This window comes from Litchfieldia sinesaloumensis (genome assembly GCF_900156865.1).
GTDB classification, from domain to species: Bacteria; Bacillota; Bacilli; order Bacillales; family Bacillaceae_L; genus Ferdinandcohnia; species Ferdinandcohnia sinesaloumensis.
Genome location: NZ_LT732529.1, coordinates 1,470,845 through 1,486,636 on the forward strand (window position 1 = coordinate 1,470,845; position 15,792 = coordinate 1,486,636).

A 15,792-nucleotide genomic window follows, 5' to 3' on the forward strand; every position below is an offset into this window, starting at 1 on the left:
TTTATGAATCAAAAGACACAAATACACTTTTAAAACGGAGGTCAAAAGGGCTATTTTTATTCTCTGCTTCGTTATTGGTCAAAAGAATAATGGCTCATACTTTAGTTTACTAACATGAAGATTGTCGTTAACAATATGCCTTTTTTCTCTCTTCCCATAGCCTTTTCTTTGCTTCAAAATCCAAATTAGATACGGGTTTCTCCTCGTAATCCTCATGTTTCACCCAATCCGGTAAAAGTTCTGTTCGGACTGGTTTTCTACTGCCATTTTGCTGTTTTCGGTCGTTGTAACTACGGCGTGCCTCCAGCATTTCGTCCACGGTTTGGATACCTTTGTTACTCCAATCTTTTAGCACAGCCTCTACATAATTCCAGCGGGTTGAACCGTTTTCTAGCGCGAGTTTCATAGCTTCAATCACTAGTTCATTAGATAATTCCGTACACCACGTCTTTATCTTCCTGGCATAATAGTTTCCGATTTTTCCAAAGCCATTTTGTTCAAAAAATGGATAGGGATCATTCTCTTGTTTTGAAGAAGATGAAGTCTCTGAAGTATTCTTTGTAGTATTCTCTGAAGTACTCTCTGGTATTGCTGTGTTCAAACTGATCGCATCCTCTGTCCAACTTGAACAACTGGACTGTTCATTTTGAACACATGGGCTGCTCACTTTGGACAACTCGTCTGTTGAATCTGAACAAATCGGTTCTAGCACTGGCTCAAGCGCGTCAACATCATTTTGGAGGTTATCCTCTTCATGCTTCAACTCTTCCACATGCTCGTAATGGATCGTATACCATTTCGTTTGGTCCATTTTCATTTTGTTGAAATTTTTTGTGCTCACAAAGCCATGTTTCACTAAATTCGAAATCGCTCTTCGAATCGTACTGATCGAGAAGAACGGGAATTGCTGCCCTAGTTCATCATAGGTAAAATAGACCCATTTACGGTCTTCACGAATATTTTTGCTGCGTAACATCCAATAGTGAAACTGCTGGAGGACAATACTTTCATTCAGTCCTATCATTGCTGCAAGTGTGGGGCTAATCAGTAAAGGTCTGTCGTTTAGTATAAGATTTCCGGTCATAGTAGAAGCCATCCTTTGTAGGTTATTTTTGCGAGGTTTTTATACTTCGATTAATGAAGGCGTTTGCAATTGTTCTGTTGTTGAAAATTGTAAGATGCACATGGCCGTACGCTGGTATTGTTTTTGCAAGACATAGCATGATTCATTCATGGAAAGCGTTTGGTTATTTTTAAAATGAATGATGGATTGGACGTAAGGATTTGAAGATTTGGAAATGGATATTGATTTAATATGATGGTAGAAAATCCAGTTGCACTCAAACGTGGTTGGTGATTGAGTCGGAAAAGCGAAGATCTTTCTACAAGGATTAATCGGGATTGGTACTTTCTGCATGGCGCCCGTTAAATGAGTGACAGCCTTTCGTCTCCCTTCATAGGAAGCACCGCCTTCTAAACAAGCTGCTTTAATGATTTGTAAGGGCGTCTGCCTGACAAGAATCGTTCGATCCTCTTCAAGAACAATCGCGGAATAATCAATTTCTGCTACGGCTAAAATGGCCCTTGTTTGTGGGGTAATTTCATAGAAATCAAGAATCTGAGTCATAAGGTACTCTCCTTTGGCGGTGGTATGGGGGATTTTAAGTTTTATGTAGGTAAAATAGTAGGTTGATGTAGTATGTGTAAAATAAAAAAGTGAGGAAAAGCATGTCCTAGCTATTTGGTAACCGTATAGGTTCTAGGTCAAATGGCTCAACGTAAAATCACCTATTATTAGTAAATACTAAAAACAGCGAACCGTAAACAAAACTATAGTTGGTATTTATGTATGAATGTCAACTGGTGGTTGGTATTTTGTGAACAAAATATGAATTATTGTGTTTTTATTGATTTCTACTCATTAAATGTCACAGTTTCAGATTAGAAGTTGCCATGTTATTTGTGGTCCCTGCCCATTAATTTTAAATTTAAAAAACCTAATCCCTCTATGCAGTTACGAGGAATTAGGAATATGAACGTTAATATGAATCTATGATTTCTCCATCAGTTGTTTTTACGACTAACGGATCGACTATTTTATCTAAGCCAATTGTGATAAATGGAAGTTCGTTTGCTTTTCCTTTATCGACAGCCTTCACTGTGATTTCAGTGTTTCCAATGGTCTTTACATGTTTTACTTCCACTTGCTTTCCTTTATATTCCTCGCCAAATTGGATTGTAATTTGTTTCGCACCTTCTGAAATGGTAGTCACCTCGTAGTAGGAGGAAGTGTTTTTACCAGCCGCGATATAACCTTCTCCATTGATCCAATAGCCTTCATCTGAAATAATACTCCACCCAATAAAAGCAAATAGAAGGATTGGGAGGATAACTAAGATTGATTTATCCACTTTGTTAAACTCAGATTTTTTTATCCTTTTCATAAAAGGAAGGAACAACGTCCCGACGACGGCTGCTGCCAAAATACCTGCCCCCAGGATTCCATAGGCCATCCCTTCAAAGCCCCCCACCTTAAACAATCCGTATAGAACGATAAACATAGCCATTAGAAAAGTCACAATCGGGGCCAAATAGAACTTCCCCGTTTTTTTCGAAGCAATAAGAGTAAATAAGAAAATACCAGCTCCGATTAATAAACCAACTACACCCAACATTTCCAAGTTGTTCACCTCATTATCAATAGATTAAATAAAAATCGATATAATCGTATCTAAAAATAATACAATTCCCAAATCAAATAGAATCGAGAATACCATCCATCTTTTTGTAAAAAAGGTCATGGTAAAGACTAATAGAAAAATAGCTGCTGGAAAATAGAACATGAACGTACTACCACCGATATATTCAATGGCTGCATCAGCAGAAAGATCCATGTCGTAAAATTGGAAAGCAGAAAAGGTAATATAAAACAAAATCAAAGCTCGAATCGAAACAAACAGCCATTTCAGGCCACGGTTAAACTGGACTAATTTCTTTAACGGCTTTATGCCTACTTCCTCACTTTGTTCGACCACCGGATAATTCTCCTCAGTTACCTCATTCAATAAGTGCTGACATTCACTACACGTTTGAGTATGACTTAGGACCACATCCTTTGTTTCCTGTTCGAGTTCATCAAAAACCGGGATTAATTCCTTCACAAGAATATGAATCTTTTGGGATTCTTCCATCTTCTTCACCTCTTTTTTGCCATCTGTTTTCTCATCCGAAAGATCTTGGACTTTAATGTAGGGATAGGGATATCCAAAAGTGTACTTATTTCTTGATAATCATAGCCATAATGAAACTTAGCTAAAAATATGGCCTTGTCACTCGTCGATAAAGAACCCAAGGACGTTTTTATTTGGGAGTTGATGATCGCCTTTGATTCAGGTGTTTGATTATCAATTAATAGGGTTTCGATTACACTTTCATCATGAAACAGGGCTGGTTTCTTTTTTTTATAATGATCAAGGAGTGTATTTTTGGCTGCTGTTACTAACCAGCTTTTCATATGAGTAACCTGTTGAACTCTAGATGGATCTGTTAAGATTTTTGCAAATAACTCTTGAATGATGTCATCCGCAAGGTCGTTGCTTTTGGTTAATCCAATTAAAAAGTTCCGCAAATAGGAGTAATGTTCCTCATATATCTCCTTAATCACCTCAAATGGGTTTGGATTTATCATTTTTTTCCTCCGTAAAATGTCACGCACTAATGAGACGATTGGTAATGAAAAAGGTTTTGTTTTATTTTTAAAAAATGGTAAATTTTTAGTTTTAGTGAAGTCGTATCTAAAAAAGCCATTAGATTTACAAATAAAAAAAGGCCAACATATGCAAGTTCTGCTTGAAAACTCACATATTTTAGCCCTTAGATTTCATGTTTACAGATTCTATTTGATGGCCTTTTTTTCTTTCTGATTTTTATATTTCTTTCGATTTGACTCTGTTCTTTGAGCGAAAGGGATTACCTTGGAGTTACTCCTTTTGTATTCAACATGATGGTCTTGGTCGTGAGTGTACCTGTCGGTCGATGTCCTCTCGTAGGCATCAACGTATAGATTATAATTGGCCTTGATGTTGGCCTTTATTTCCTCAAATAATCGTTTCATGAAGAACCCCTCTCTCTATAAATTTAGTAAGCTATATACACTATGTAGTATTTATATACCGTTGATGTACGCTGCAGGCGGAAGCTTTCCTCGTTAGTCTATTCTTCCTAGAACCATATTATTATATTCTTCTACATCCGAAGTATTAATTCCTATCACTCTCACAATTTTTTGTTCCCACCTAAAAACATTTCAATGTTAGATGCCCCTTTTCCCCCTTCTCCCCTCTATAACAGTAGTGAAAAGGAGGTGATAGACATGGCAGCCATTCAAGACATCCAACGTTCACAGTTACGTTTAGTGTTTGATGCCGGTGTTAACGAGAAGGGTAAACCAATCTTCAAGAACAAAAACTACAACAATATTAACCCTGCTGCAACAGCTGATCAGCTTTATTCAGTAGCCGTTGCAATTGTTGGCCTACAAGACCAACAGCTTTACAACATCGAGCGAAATGATAGCTTTATGTTATCTGAAGAGATTTAATCGTTTGATGAAAATCTAGAGAAAGGAGGAATACCAAATGGCGAAGACACTCGAAATGCTATTTACAAATGAAGATGGTAAGACAGCTACCGTTTCAATTGAAAATCCGAAGGAACCTGTTGATTCAGTAGCACTTTCAGCGGCAATGGACGCAATCGTTGCATCCAATGCATTTTTAACACCAAGCGGAGCAATCGTCGCGAAAAAAGGCGCACGTGTTGTGGAACGCAATGTTGAAGACGTTGAATTATAAGTCGATTAGGGCCGACTCTCTACTAGGGAGTTGGCTTTACTTTTAGAAAGGAGGAAATCTAGGTGGAACATCTAATGCCTTTTATCCAGGAGGTTGGCTTTCCTATCGTTGTGACATTGTATCTACTGCAGCGTATTGAAACGAAGCTAGATAGTGTCATAGACTCGATTCAAATGCTGCCACATAGCATGAAGGCCACTCCGCCGCAGTATGAAACAAAGAAAGGTATATCGTAGGGAATGAACATCTAACGTGTTTGGCGTTAGGTGTTTTTTATTTTCAAGAATGAAACGGCGTAGGCTCCTATTCACTCGATATGGTGAACCTTAATTCTAGGCCAAATAGACTTCCAATTCTTTTCTATAATCCGTTTCTCGTAAACTGCAGCAAGTTCTTTTGTTTCAGTAAAAAAAGGAGTTGGCTTTACCTCTAAATTGATAGCGTCATCTACTCCCCAAGGAGCTGTAAGTATTAAATTATTGTCCTTGTCGAGCTTCACTCCCAGAGCTGTCGCAGTTTCCGGGAACTTTGAAATAGCATCTTCTGAAGAAGTATAGGGCGAAAGATTGTTAATGATGTGCATCCTTGCTTCATTTTTAACGGACCAAGGTATATTTGGCATACTATTTTTCAACTTGATTTCTAGTTCCTTCTCAACATTCTCATCGCAATTTTGTTCATCAAAGAAAATGACATCGACATCTGGAGTCTCAGTTCTTTTAGTAAAACCATGTAAAGTGTCCCAAATTTTAGATCGCACAAATCCCGCACATATCCACCAGTCAGGCAGATTTAGTGTGCTTGCAGTCTTTATGATCTCCATCATGTTTTCATCACTTTGGATTAATTTTATCACATCTTCACCGTTTTTTAACACCTTATCTTACACCTCCAAAAGAACATATATTCCCATCTTAACAGATTTGGGGTTACAAAGGACATAAAAATTATCTAACAACTATTTAAAATCATTTTTCATACCGTTTTGAAAAAATGCTCACAAAAGAGCACTTGTGCATGAAGTCCTGCCAAGTGCTTTTTAAGTATTAATTTAAATTTACTATACATATTAATTTAAGATTATCTTACTCATAATAATTAAGTAGCATTGTCACCCTCGCAATTATAAATGAATAAGTTTAGTATTTTTGGTTATTAAAAGGAAATAGGACCGACCAATCCAATAATAGACACTAAAAAACTCCCAGCTCATTGCGGGGATGTTTTTTTAGAATAATAATTAAAATTTATCTTCCCATCCAGCCACCATCAACAGCTAATAAATGACCATGCACATAATTTGACGCTCCTGAAGCTAAATATACTACAGTGCCTTTGAAATCTTCAGGTTTTCCCCAACGTCCTGCAGGGATTCGCTCTAAAATTTGCCTACTTCTTGTTTCATCTTGAATAAGTGCTTCATTCATATCTGTTGCAATATAGCCAGGGACAATTGCATTTACATTGACATGGTGCTGAGCCCATTCATTCGCGAGTGCCTTAGTTAACTGAGCCACCCCACCTTTTGCGGATGCATAGGCAGGAATATTGATTCCACCTTGGAATGAATTTAAAGATGCTACATTGATAATTTTTCCACTCTTCTGTTGAACCATGTACTTTCCCGCCTGTTGTGCTAAAAGCCAAACCGACTTTAAGTTTACATTCATAACATCGTCCCAATCAGATTCTGAAAAATCGACAGCAGGAGAACGGCGCTGAATACCAGCATTATTCACAAGGATATCGATTTTACCGAAATGATCCACTACAGACGGGATTGCCTGTTTAACCTGTTCATGATTATCTAGGTCACATGCTATAATAACGCATCTTCTTCCTAAGTTCTCTATTTGCTTTTTCGTCTCTTCTTGCTCCATATTTCGTTGCAGGAGGGCTATATCAGCTCCTGCTTCAGCTAGTGCCAATGCCATTTCTTGTCCGATACCTCTTGTTGCACCAGTAACTACCGCTACATTTCCTTCTAAAGAAAAAGATTTCAACATAAATTGAGTTACCTCCTGTTTATGGTTCTATCAATATTTTTAAGGATTTATCCGGCTCACCCATAAGCGAAAAACCTTTTTCAATCTCTTCAATTTTAAGTTGATGTGAGATTACTGAGGTTATATCTATTTTTCCATCAGCCATAATATCAATTGCTGTTTTAAAATCCTCTCTACTGTAACAACGAGTAGTTGTTAAAGATATTTCATTAAAGTGCATTGAGGCCAAATCAATCATTGGTTTATTCTTGTATACACTAACAACTACAATTTCCCCTTGTGTTTTTATGAGTTTTACCGTTTGTTCTAAAGTTGTTTGGTTGCCCGCAACCTCAAAAACTGTATCTATCAATTTACCATTAGTATAGGATAAAATTTCGTCGACAACATTTTTTTCCGCTGCATTTATTGGATGTAACCCTAATTCTTTTGCCTTTTCTAAACGGTAAGAACTGATATCCGAAATAAAAACATGTTTTGCCCCGCTTAATTTAGCAACCATTCCTATCAATAATCCAATTGGACCAGCCCCTAAAATTGCAACGTTTTCCCCAATCTTAAGACTTGATCTTCGAACGGTATGAACTGCTACTGCAAGTGGCTCGGCTAATGCAGCGGTAGATAAGGAAATCTCATTCGGTACTTTATGCAAACGATTAATTGGTACGGTAACATACTCTGCAAAGCCACCATCCATATCGATCCCTATTAACTTCAATTCTTGGCATACATGCGTTTGTCCTATCTCGCATGCCGGACATTTTCCACAACTAATAGTTGGTTCAATAACTACACGATCCCCAACAGAAAACTCAGAAGTTCCATTGATTGACTCAATTATCCCGCTAAACTCATGCCCCATTGTTAATGGCGCTTTCGCTCTTGGGTGTTTGCCGAGATAAATCATCATATCAGTTCCACAAATCCCTGCTGAAGCTACTTTAATCAAAGCTTCATTTTGTTTTGGTATAGGTTTTTGTACTTGTTTTATCCTTACATCTTTTCCGGAGAAAAATTGTCCAGCTTTCATATTTGTCAAAATAAATCCTCCCTATATTTCTTACGACAATTATAGTTATATTAAACTATTACATTAATATCATGATTTATAATTAACATCGTTGTTAACACAACTTAATAGACTTTTTCTATTTAAGCCGGCTAATAAATTATCGATTGTCAATTCCGCCATTCTCATTCTTGTTTCATGAGTTGCGCTACCGATATGAGGTGTAATTAATACATTCTTAAGACTCATTATTGGATGGTCCTTGTTTATAGGTTCAGGGTCAGTAACATCTAATGCAGCATAAGCAATTTCTTTATTTACTAAGGCTTCATAAAGTGCTTCCGTGTCAACAACTGCCCCTCTTGATGCATTGACAAAATAACTGGTTGACTTCATCCGAGAAAATTCTTCCTTACCAAATAAGTGAAGGCTATGCTCAGAGAGAGGAACAAGTACAATTACAAAGTCTGACTCCTCAAGTAAACCTTCAAAGGAAGCATATTTTGCACCGATTTTTTCGTTTTCTTCCCGTGGACTGCGATTGTGATAAATAATATTCATCCCACTTGCCTGTGCTCTTTTCGCAACAGACAATCCAATATTACCCATCCCTACAATTCCTAATGTTTTCCCGTACAAATCAACACCTAACGGAATATTAAATGGACTGTCCCAATTTCCAGCTTTAACATATTCCCAGCCCTCATGAATTCTCCTTGCAGATGAAAGCATTAATCCAAATGTCAAATCGGCGGTTGCTTCAACTAGAACTCCCGGAGTATTTCCAAATGGAATAGATCGTTTCGTACAGGCAGCAATATTGACATTATCAAATCCAACCGATGATTGAGCAATTACACGTAAAGCTGGTGCGTTGGATAATAAATCATCATCTATCTTAATATCTCCTCTGCTAATCAGGCCTTCTGCATCCTTAAGCCAATCCAATAATAACTCCTGCGGAATGCGGCTTGGTTTATCCCATATATTTAAATCACATTGCTCCTGAAGTTTATCTACAAGAGCATTATCCATTTTTCCAATAACAATTGCTTTGAATTTACTCATAGGTTACTCCTTTTTTTTCATTAAAATATGCTTCTCCAACTGTTCTTTTCGTATCAACTAAATGCTCATTTATAAGGTTGTATAAGCGTTCATTATCCTGAGAGTGAAGTACGTCAATTAACTGCTCGTGGTTTTGTATTAATTTATAGATTTGATCTTTCTCTTCTGCAAACCTTTTTTTAGTGGCAACGATTAATAAACAAAGTAAAAGATGTTTAATATTATTCCAAGTGTATAGGATTCTTTTATGATTTGTTTCTAGAATAATGCTTTCATGAAAGAGTAAATCATAATATGAGAATTCCAGATAATCATCAAGTTCTGCGGAAAGTTCCATCATCTTTACTATTTTTGTGAATTTCCTAACTTTTACTTCATCAAAATCCTTCATTACTCGTTGGCAAGCAAAGTTCTCAAGAAGGAATCTCACATCATAAAGCTCATTAACGTCATTTTCGGTTAAACCCAAAACTTTTGCACCCATACGGCCAAGATCTATTAGACCTTCATTTGCTAAGACCTTAAGTGCTTCTCTTACTGGAGAACGGCTAGTTTGGAAGTTATCTGATATTTGTTTTTCAGTCAAAATCGTTCCCATTGGTATTTCCCCGCTGATAATATTTAATCGTAAATTATTTGTTATTTTTTCTCCAAGCATATCGTTCTTAAGCCATTTTTCTGGATAATTCATGTTATATAGCCCCTTGAAAATAATGATTTAAATATCCTTATTCACTCCTCTAATATTCAGGCATATTTTAATATCCTTACATTAGTGTATTGAATTTATGGATACTTCAAAGTGGTTTTTCATAATATTCCATGCCTCATTAATGCTCGTATCTTTATCAAACAATGCTGGTCCTCCAAGTACGATGATGTCAGTGCCAGCTTCATATAAATGCTTGTAAACTCTTTCGTCAATGGAACCATCAGCCTCAATTAAAAAATCCAAACCACTTTCCTTACGGATTTTAACCAATTCCTTAACTTTATCTATCATATGCATAATAAATGGTTGGCCAGCGTAACCAGGATCGACTGTCATTACTGTAACCTTGTCTATCAAGTGGAGGTAATGTCTAATTTCATTTAATGAAGCTGAAGGATTTATCGCAACGCCAACTTTACAACCAAGAGATTTTATCTTATTTATAGTACGGAATGCTTCTTTGGCAACAGTATCAGAATGAAAGGTTATATAATCAGCACCTGACCTAGCTATTTCCTCTAAATGTTCCCAAGGGTTTGTAACCATTAGATGTGCATCAATCGGAACCGTAGTTATTGATCTTATCTGTTCGATAAACATAGGTGTTGTTCCAAAACTTTTAACATAATTACCATCTTTAATATCTATATGAAAAAAATCCGAATGTTCATTTAAGAATTCTAGCTGTTGTTTTGCCTTAAAAATATCAATTAACATGACTGAGGGTGCAAAATATATTCCTTGTGTTTTTTGTTTAATCATAATTAAACCTCACCCCATTATTTATTTTCAATTAAGGTGTCATAATACCAATAATTAAAAAGCGATAATAAAACTGCTTTATGAAAAGATTCTAGATGGCGGCCACTGAAAATTGTGTTTTTCAGTAGCCTCTTAGTATCTTCGTCTAATAGAAAATAAAAATTAAATTATAGTAGACATCCGGGTTTTCAATTCTCGTCGTATGTTAAAATTACTTTTACTGCTTGCCTACTTAACATAAGTTCAAATCCTGTCTGCCACTCTGATAGTGGTAAGCGATGCGTGATCAGCGATTTTGCATCCAGCATGCCTTTTTCGAGTAACTTTAGTACGTTCTTTAATGAAGTTGTATCGTAAGCCATGTGACCTGTTAGTGTAATAGCATTCATCGATAGGTCATTAATCGAAAAATTAACTGGTTCAAAACTCATACCTACTCTTACAAATTGACCGTTAGTCCTAAGAATCTTTAAAGATTGTTTAAGTACTTCAGGTGGACCTGCACAATCGACAATCACTCCTACCTCATTTTCACCTGTAATTTCTTTTACCCTGCTCACTACATCTTCTTGATCGTTTACTATAAAGTGTGTGACTCCTAGTTTCTCTGCAATCTTAAAGCGTACAGCTTCATTCCTCTTTGATGCAACGAGTATAATATTAGCTGCGCCCATCAATTTTGCAATTTGTACAGAACATAAAGCTAATGGTCCAGCACCAAATATAACAACATTCTCACCTGGTAATAGTTTTGAACGCTGAGCTAAAGCCATGTACGCATTGCCCATAGGATCTAGTAATGCAGCTTCCTCAAAGGAAATATTATCAGGAATCTTAAAAATCGCATTCTTATAAATTTCCAATATTTTCCCAGGAATTCTAACATATTTAGTAAATCCACCGTCCATACCTACTGTAAGTCCTAACGATTTTTTATGCGGACATACCAGAAAATTACCTACAGAGCATGCATGGCATTTACCACAGGCACCTCCAGTATTTTCGGAAACAACTCGATCCCCGACCTTCCAATCAGTCACATTTTCTCCAACCTCAACAATTACACCAGAAAATTCATGGCCTGCTATTCTCCTGTTTTCGACAATTTCTTCTGCATCATTATCTACGTTATAATGTTTTAAATCAGCACCACATATTCCTGCTGCTTTAACTTCTATAAGTAGATCATCCTTACCAACTTCTGGGATCGGCAATCCGGTCTCAAATTTAAAATGTCCTATCTCCGTTCCATATCTAACTAATCCATGCATTGATTTTTCCCCTCCAAAGTAATTTCAATTTATTTCCCTTCTTATTACATGTGTAGTTGTTTATTAATCTAAAAGTATTAAAGTATCTCCCTCGTTAACAAAGTCTCCTTCATTAACCTTAACTTCTTTTACTTTACCTTCTACACTTGATAAAATAGGTAGTTCCATCTTCATAGATTCAAGAACAATAACCGTTTGATCTTTTATTAATCTATCGTTTTCTGATACATTTATTTTCCAAACCGTTCCTGCTATATTCGCATTTATCGTATTCATTTTTACCTCCCGCTACTTTTCATAGGTGAATTGAACTCTGTTTTCATGAAATTTGTTGTTATTTCTCCCTGTTCGAACTTAGGGTGACTACTAATTTCCATTAATGTAGGAATATTGGTTTTGATACCCTCAATACCATATTCTTCTAATGCTTCCTTTAATAGTGATATCGCTTCTGGCCTATCGGCTCCTTTAACAATCATTTTCCCTATCATCGGGTCATAAAAAGGTGTAATGATTGAGCCATTCTGTATAGCCAACTCATGCCTTATGTTCTCACCTTCTGGTAGTGTAATGTTAGAAATAGTACCTGGTGATGGGAAAAAAGTAACCGGATCTTCAGCATATATACGGACTTCAATCGCATGCCCTTTACATTGAATATCTTCTTGACGATACCTTAATTTTTGTCCCTTTGCTATTCTTATTTGTTCTTCTACTAAGTCAATTCCAGTTATCTCTTCTGTAATTGGGTGTTCTACCTGAAGTCTAGTATTCATTTCTAAGAAGTAAATTTCTTGGTTTTCACTGACTAAAAATTCAATAGTTCCAGCGTTGGTATACTCTAATGACTTAGCTGCTTTTATAGCTGTGTTAACTAACATATTTCTTGTTTCACTACTTAGAAAGGTAGCCGGGGCTTCTTCTATCACTTTTTGATGATGTCTTTGAGTGGAACAATCCCGTTCCCAAAGGTGTATTGTATTCCCATATTTATCAGCTAGGATTTGTACTTCAATATGACGTGGATTCTGAATATATTTTTCTAAATACATTTCTCCATTAGCGAAGTAGTTTTCTGACCGTCTTTGATTGCTAGCAAATTTTTGTTTGAGTTCGTCCTCGTTGTTGATAATTTCAATTCCGATACCACCACCACCAGCACTTGCTTTTAACATGATTGGATAACCCATTTTCTTTGCTACTTCCACGGCTTCGTCCGTATTTTTTATAGGACTCTTTGTACCTGGCACAATTGGTACGCCTGATTCGACCATTAATTTTCTTGCCTCAATTTTATTACCCATTTTTTGAATAACTTCAGGAGACGGACCAATAAATGTGATACCTGCTCTATTACACGCCTTTGCAAAATCAGCGTTTTCCGACAATAATCCATATCCAGGATGAATTGCGTCCGCATCTGCTTTTTTTGCAACTTCAATTATCCGTTCAATATTTAGGTAACTCTCACTTACCCTAGAACCGCCTATATAATAAGCTTCATCAGCTAACGTGACATGTAATGTCTCTTTGTCTGCCTCAGAATAGACTCCTATTGTTTTAATGCCTAATTCCCGACACGTTTTAATAATTCGAACTGCTATTTCTCCACGGTTTGCTATAAGAATTTTCCTGAACAAAAGAATCACCTCTCCTACAGTGCCAAAGATAGTAACTAAATTAAAAATCCTAATTGCTTTTTATACATACGCTCAGCTTCTTCTACGGAAATATATGTGAAGTTTATCTCATCTCCGGGCCTCGCTTGCCCTACTAGACCAAGGTCGGTCGAAGCAACAGTACCTACAACTGGATACCCAGCTGTCAAAGTTCTACCCCTATGAAGAATTATCGGCTGTCCACTAGGCACTACTTGAACAGCTCCAATTGCTACACCACGAGACAACACTTCCTTAAATGTCGGATGAGCAATAGGTGGACCATCAAGACGTACTCCAATATGATTCGACTGTGGAGAAACTCGATATTTTGATGTGAAAAATGTATTTAATTCATTTTCAAAAATATGTGTATCTGGTCCATCACTCACATGTATATTCCATGGAGCCCCATACTTAGGGATTTCAAAATTTTTAAGATCTGCATTTGTTTCATTTAAAGAAACGCTAGCTTTCTTAAGTTTTATTTTTTGATTATTATGTAATGGCTTACCAAACTTTGTAACTGTATCTAGTGAAACACTTTCAAGAATCTTTGGTGCATCTAGCCCTCCTGCAAACGCTATATAATTTTTCAACCCTTTTTTCATATTCTTGATACTTAGCGTACTTCCAGCGGGTAATTTCTGAACTTCCCATTGATTGACTAAACTACCATCAATAATTACATCTGCTGGACAACCCGTTACACAAAAGAGTACATCCACTTCACTCGTGATTGAAAAATCAAAAATCATCACTTCTATCGAGGGTTCATACAAATCATTGCCTAGGAGCTTGTTCCCCACCATGTATGCATACATATCTGTAGCACCATTAATGGTCACACCAAATTTTTCATAACCAAAACGACCAGCATCCTGTACAGTAGCTATTTTCACATCCTCGATAATTAAATGAGCGTTATTCATAATCTACATCCATTCTTTCGATTTGTTTTGATTTGTAAAAGTCAAATTCATCCTCTTCAATTGCAAAAAACTGCAAATAGTCACCTGGGTTTAATATGCCTGGTGGATCGGCTTTGTGATTGAATAGAGTCGTAGGTGATTGGCCTAACATTTTCCATCCACTTGGCGCATCCATTGATGATATAGATATCTGACCAAATGCAATACCTAACGTTCCGGCAGGTACAGAAGGACGAGGTGAACTAAGCCTTTTCACACTTTCTTTTATCGGGCTTTCCATCATAGGGCCCCTAGAAAAACACAGTATACGGCTTGGTTTAGAAGTTATTGCTTGAATTAGTTCTACTTTACTTTTGCTGACTTCTTCCGCGATTAAATCCAAGTCCGGTCCTCCAAATACTAGCGGAATTTTGTAATGTCTACTTTTTAATACGATATCTTTGTCATTTATTTCTTCTAGTATTCTATTAATCCGTTTTAATAAGTCAACTCTGTCAATTAGTAGTAAATCAAAATGGATAAATAATGAAGTTAGTGTAGGTATAATACTGAGTATTCCTTGAATATTATCTTTTCTTATTTCGTTCGTAAGAAAATGTGTCTTCTTCCAGTCATCTATACTAAACTGCTCTGAAAATTTTATTAATAAGCCTGAATCTCCATAATTGATTAAATCTGGTTTTATCATTTATCCATCACCTCTTGCCCTTACGTATGTGTTTTTGTAGAAAGTTGTTTATCTATCCCTTGAATCTCCACTCCAGCATCGATAAGACTAGTCTTTATTTTTTCAGCAAGTTCCAAGGAACCCTTATTGTCACCATGTATGAGTAATGAATTACCTTGGACTTCTATTTCTTTCCCAGTAATTGTAGTCACTTTCTGATTAATGACCATATCTAGACAACGTTGTACAATGACTTCAGGGTCATGTAAAACCGCATTCGGTTCTGAACGAGACACAATCTTTCCCTCATCATTATAAGCACGATCGGCAAATATGATAGCTGCCGTTTTAAGTCCTCGTTCTTTGGCTGCAAAGAACAACTCATCGGGTTGAGATAAGATGATAAGATTAGGATCAAATAACTCTACAGCATCCAACACTGCATTGGCGTAATTACTATCGATTGCAACTAGATTCCCAAGTGCACCGTGTGGTGTAACGTGTTGTATCTGCCCCCCATGGGCTTTTGTAAAAGCACTTAATGCGCCTAACTGATAAAGTACATCAGTAGTAACTTCCCAAGTCGAGGCATCCAATTTCCTTCTTCCAAATCCTACAAGGTCAGGGAAGGATGGGTGTGCCCCTATTCCTACTCCTTTTTCAATAGCCTGTTTAACGGTTTGACTCATAATTTGAGGGTCTCCCGCATGGAAACCACAAGCAATATTTGCGGAACTTACTAAATCTAACAGTTTCGTATCATCAGCTATTGAATATTTCCCAAATCCTTCACCCATGTCCGCTACTATGTCTATAACTGGTCTCATCAGAACCACCTCCGAAATGATTTTAAA

At 36.7% G+C, this 15,792-nt stretch carries 20 protein-coding genes; 3 read left to right on the forward strand and 17 right to left on the reverse strand.

Annotated elements, in window-relative coordinates:
• Positions 1-127: 127 nt before the first annotated feature.
• From CZ490_RS07275 to CZ490_RS07295, 5 genes are all read right to left on the reverse strand, one after another.
• Positions 128-1,084: a DnaD domain-containing protein gene (locus tag CZ490_RS07275; RefSeq protein WP_077618274.1), complete on the reverse strand. Its 957-nt coding sequence runs from the start codon at positions 1,082-1,084 to the stop codon at positions 128-130.
• 39 nt (positions 1,085-1,123) lie between these two features.
• Positions 1,124-1,627: a competence protein ComK gene (locus CZ490_RS07280; protein WP_077618275.1), complete on the reverse strand. Its 504-nt coding sequence runs from the start codon at positions 1,625-1,627 to the stop codon at positions 1,124-1,126.
• A gap of 412 nt (positions 1,628-2,039) precedes the next feature.
• A complete protein-coding gene (locus CZ490_RS07285; protein WP_077620974.1) occupies positions 2,040-2,675 on the reverse strand; it encodes a YesK family protein in 636 nt (211 codons plus the stop codon).
• 30 nt (positions 2,676-2,705) lie between these two features.
• Positions 2,706-3,191 carry a hypothetical protein gene (locus CZ490_RS07290; RefSeq protein WP_077618276.1) on the reverse strand — a complete coding sequence of 162 codons (486 nt, stop codon included), beginning with the start codon at positions 3,189-3,191 and terminating at the stop codon, positions 2,706-2,708.
• 5 nt (positions 3,192-3,196) lie between these two features.
• Positions 3,197-3,688: an RNA polymerase sigma factor gene (locus CZ490_RS07295; RefSeq protein WP_077618277.1), complete on the reverse strand. Its 492-nt coding sequence runs from the start codon at positions 3,686-3,688 to the stop codon at positions 3,197-3,199.
• 684 nt (positions 3,689-4,372) lie between these two features.
• Here CZ490_RS07295 and CZ490_RS07305 point away from each other — a divergent pair.
• The 3 genes from CZ490_RS07305 to CZ490_RS07315 all read left to right on the forward strand — a co-directional run bounded on the left by CZ490_RS07305 (position 4,373) and on the right by CZ490_RS07315 (position 5,089).
• On the forward strand, positions 4,373-4,600 hold the full coding sequence (locus tag CZ490_RS07305) for a DUF1659 domain-containing protein (protein WP_077618279.1): 228 nt from the start codon (positions 4,373-4,375) through the stop codon (positions 4,598-4,600).
• A 37-nt stretch (positions 4,601-4,637) separates the two neighbouring features.
• A complete protein-coding gene (locus CZ490_RS07310) occupies positions 4,638-4,853 on the forward strand; it encodes a DUF2922 domain-containing protein (RefSeq protein WP_077618280.1) in 216 nt (71 codons plus the stop codon).
• 62 nt (positions 4,854-4,915) lie between these two features.
• Positions 4,916-5,089: a YvrJ family protein gene (locus CZ490_RS07315; RefSeq protein WP_077618281.1), complete on the forward strand. Its 174-nt coding sequence runs from the start codon at positions 4,916-4,918 to the stop codon at positions 5,087-5,089.
• 71 nt (positions 5,090-5,160) lie between these two features.
• Here CZ490_RS07315 and CZ490_RS07320 read toward each other — a convergent pair whose 3' ends face one another.
• From CZ490_RS07320 to CZ490_RS07375, 12 genes are all read right to left on the reverse strand, one after another.
• Positions 5,161-5,679 carry a nucleotidyltransferase family protein gene (locus CZ490_RS07320; RefSeq protein WP_077620975.1) on the reverse strand — a complete coding sequence of 173 codons (519 nt, stop codon included), beginning with the start codon at positions 5,677-5,679 and terminating at the stop codon, positions 5,161-5,163.
• Positions 5,680-6,100: 421 nt separating this feature from the next.
• Positions 6,101-6,859: a 2-dehydro-3-deoxy-D-gluconate 5-dehydrogenase KduD gene (gene kduD / locus CZ490_RS07325; RefSeq protein ID WP_077618282.1), complete on the reverse strand. Its 759-nt coding sequence runs from the start codon at positions 6,857-6,859 to the stop codon at positions 6,101-6,103.
• Positions 6,860-6,878: 19 nt separating this feature from the next.
• Complete coding sequence (locus CZ490_RS07330; RefSeq protein ID WP_077620976.1) at positions 6,879-7,889, reverse strand: zinc-dependent alcohol dehydrogenase; 1,011 nt, start codon at positions 7,887-7,889, stop codon at positions 6,879-6,881.
• A gap of 69 nt (positions 7,890-7,958) precedes the next feature.
• Positions 7,959-8,936: a 2-hydroxyacid dehydrogenase gene (locus CZ490_RS07335; protein WP_077618283.1), complete on the reverse strand. Its 978-nt coding sequence runs from the start codon at positions 8,934-8,936 to the stop codon at positions 7,959-7,961.
• Positions 8,929-9,627 (reverse strand): GntR family transcriptional regulator, encoded by a 699-nt coding sequence (locus tag CZ490_RS07340; protein ID WP_077618284.1) that lies wholly within the window; start codon positions 9,625-9,627, stop codon positions 8,929-8,931. Before CZ490_RS07340 ends, CZ490_RS07335 begins: the two co-directional genes overlap by 8 nt.
• An 81-nt stretch (positions 9,628-9,708) precedes the next feature.
• On the reverse strand, positions 9,709-10,410 hold the full coding sequence (gene alsE / locus CZ490_RS07345; protein ID WP_077618285.1) for a D-allulose 6-phosphate 3-epimerase: 702 nt from the start codon (positions 10,408-10,410) through the stop codon (positions 9,709-9,711).
• 188 nt (positions 10,411-10,598) lie between these two features.
• A complete protein-coding gene (locus CZ490_RS07350; RefSeq protein ID WP_077618286.1) occupies positions 10,599-11,681 on the reverse strand; it encodes a zinc-binding dehydrogenase in 1,083 nt (360 codons plus the stop codon).
• Between the two features lie 63 nt (positions 11,682-11,744).
• The gene (locus tag CZ490_RS07355; protein WP_077618287.1) at positions 11,745-11,957 is read right to left on the reverse strand and encodes an acetyl-CoA carboxylase biotin carboxyl carrier protein subunit; all 213 of its coding nucleotides are present in this window, start codon (positions 11,955-11,957) and stop codon (positions 11,745-11,747) included.
• A 2-nt stretch (positions 11,958-11,959) separates the two neighbouring features.
• Positions 11,960-13,321 carry an acetyl-CoA carboxylase biotin carboxylase subunit gene (locus CZ490_RS07360; RefSeq protein ID WP_077618288.1) on the reverse strand — a complete coding sequence of 454 codons (1,362 nt, stop codon included), beginning with the start codon at positions 13,319-13,321 and terminating at the stop codon, positions 11,960-11,962.
• A gap of 35 nt (positions 13,322-13,356) precedes the next feature.
• Positions 13,357-14,271 carry a 5-oxoprolinase subunit C family protein gene (locus CZ490_RS07365; protein ID WP_077618289.1) on the reverse strand — a complete coding sequence of 305 codons (915 nt, stop codon included), beginning with the start codon at positions 14,269-14,271 and terminating at the stop codon, positions 13,357-13,359.
• Positions 14,264-14,959: a 5-oxoprolinase subunit B family protein gene (locus CZ490_RS07370; protein WP_077618290.1), complete on the reverse strand. Its 696-nt coding sequence runs from the start codon at positions 14,957-14,959 to the stop codon at positions 14,264-14,266. The genes CZ490_RS07365 and CZ490_RS07370 overlap by 8 nt, the downstream gene beginning before the upstream one ends.
• 20 nt (positions 14,960-14,979) lie before the next feature.
• Positions 14,980-15,765 carry a LamB/YcsF family protein gene (locus CZ490_RS07375; RefSeq protein ID WP_077618291.1) on the reverse strand — a complete coding sequence of 262 codons (786 nt, stop codon included), beginning with the start codon at positions 15,763-15,765 and terminating at the stop codon, positions 14,980-14,982.
• Between the last annotated feature and the right edge of the window lie 27 nt (positions 15,766-15,792).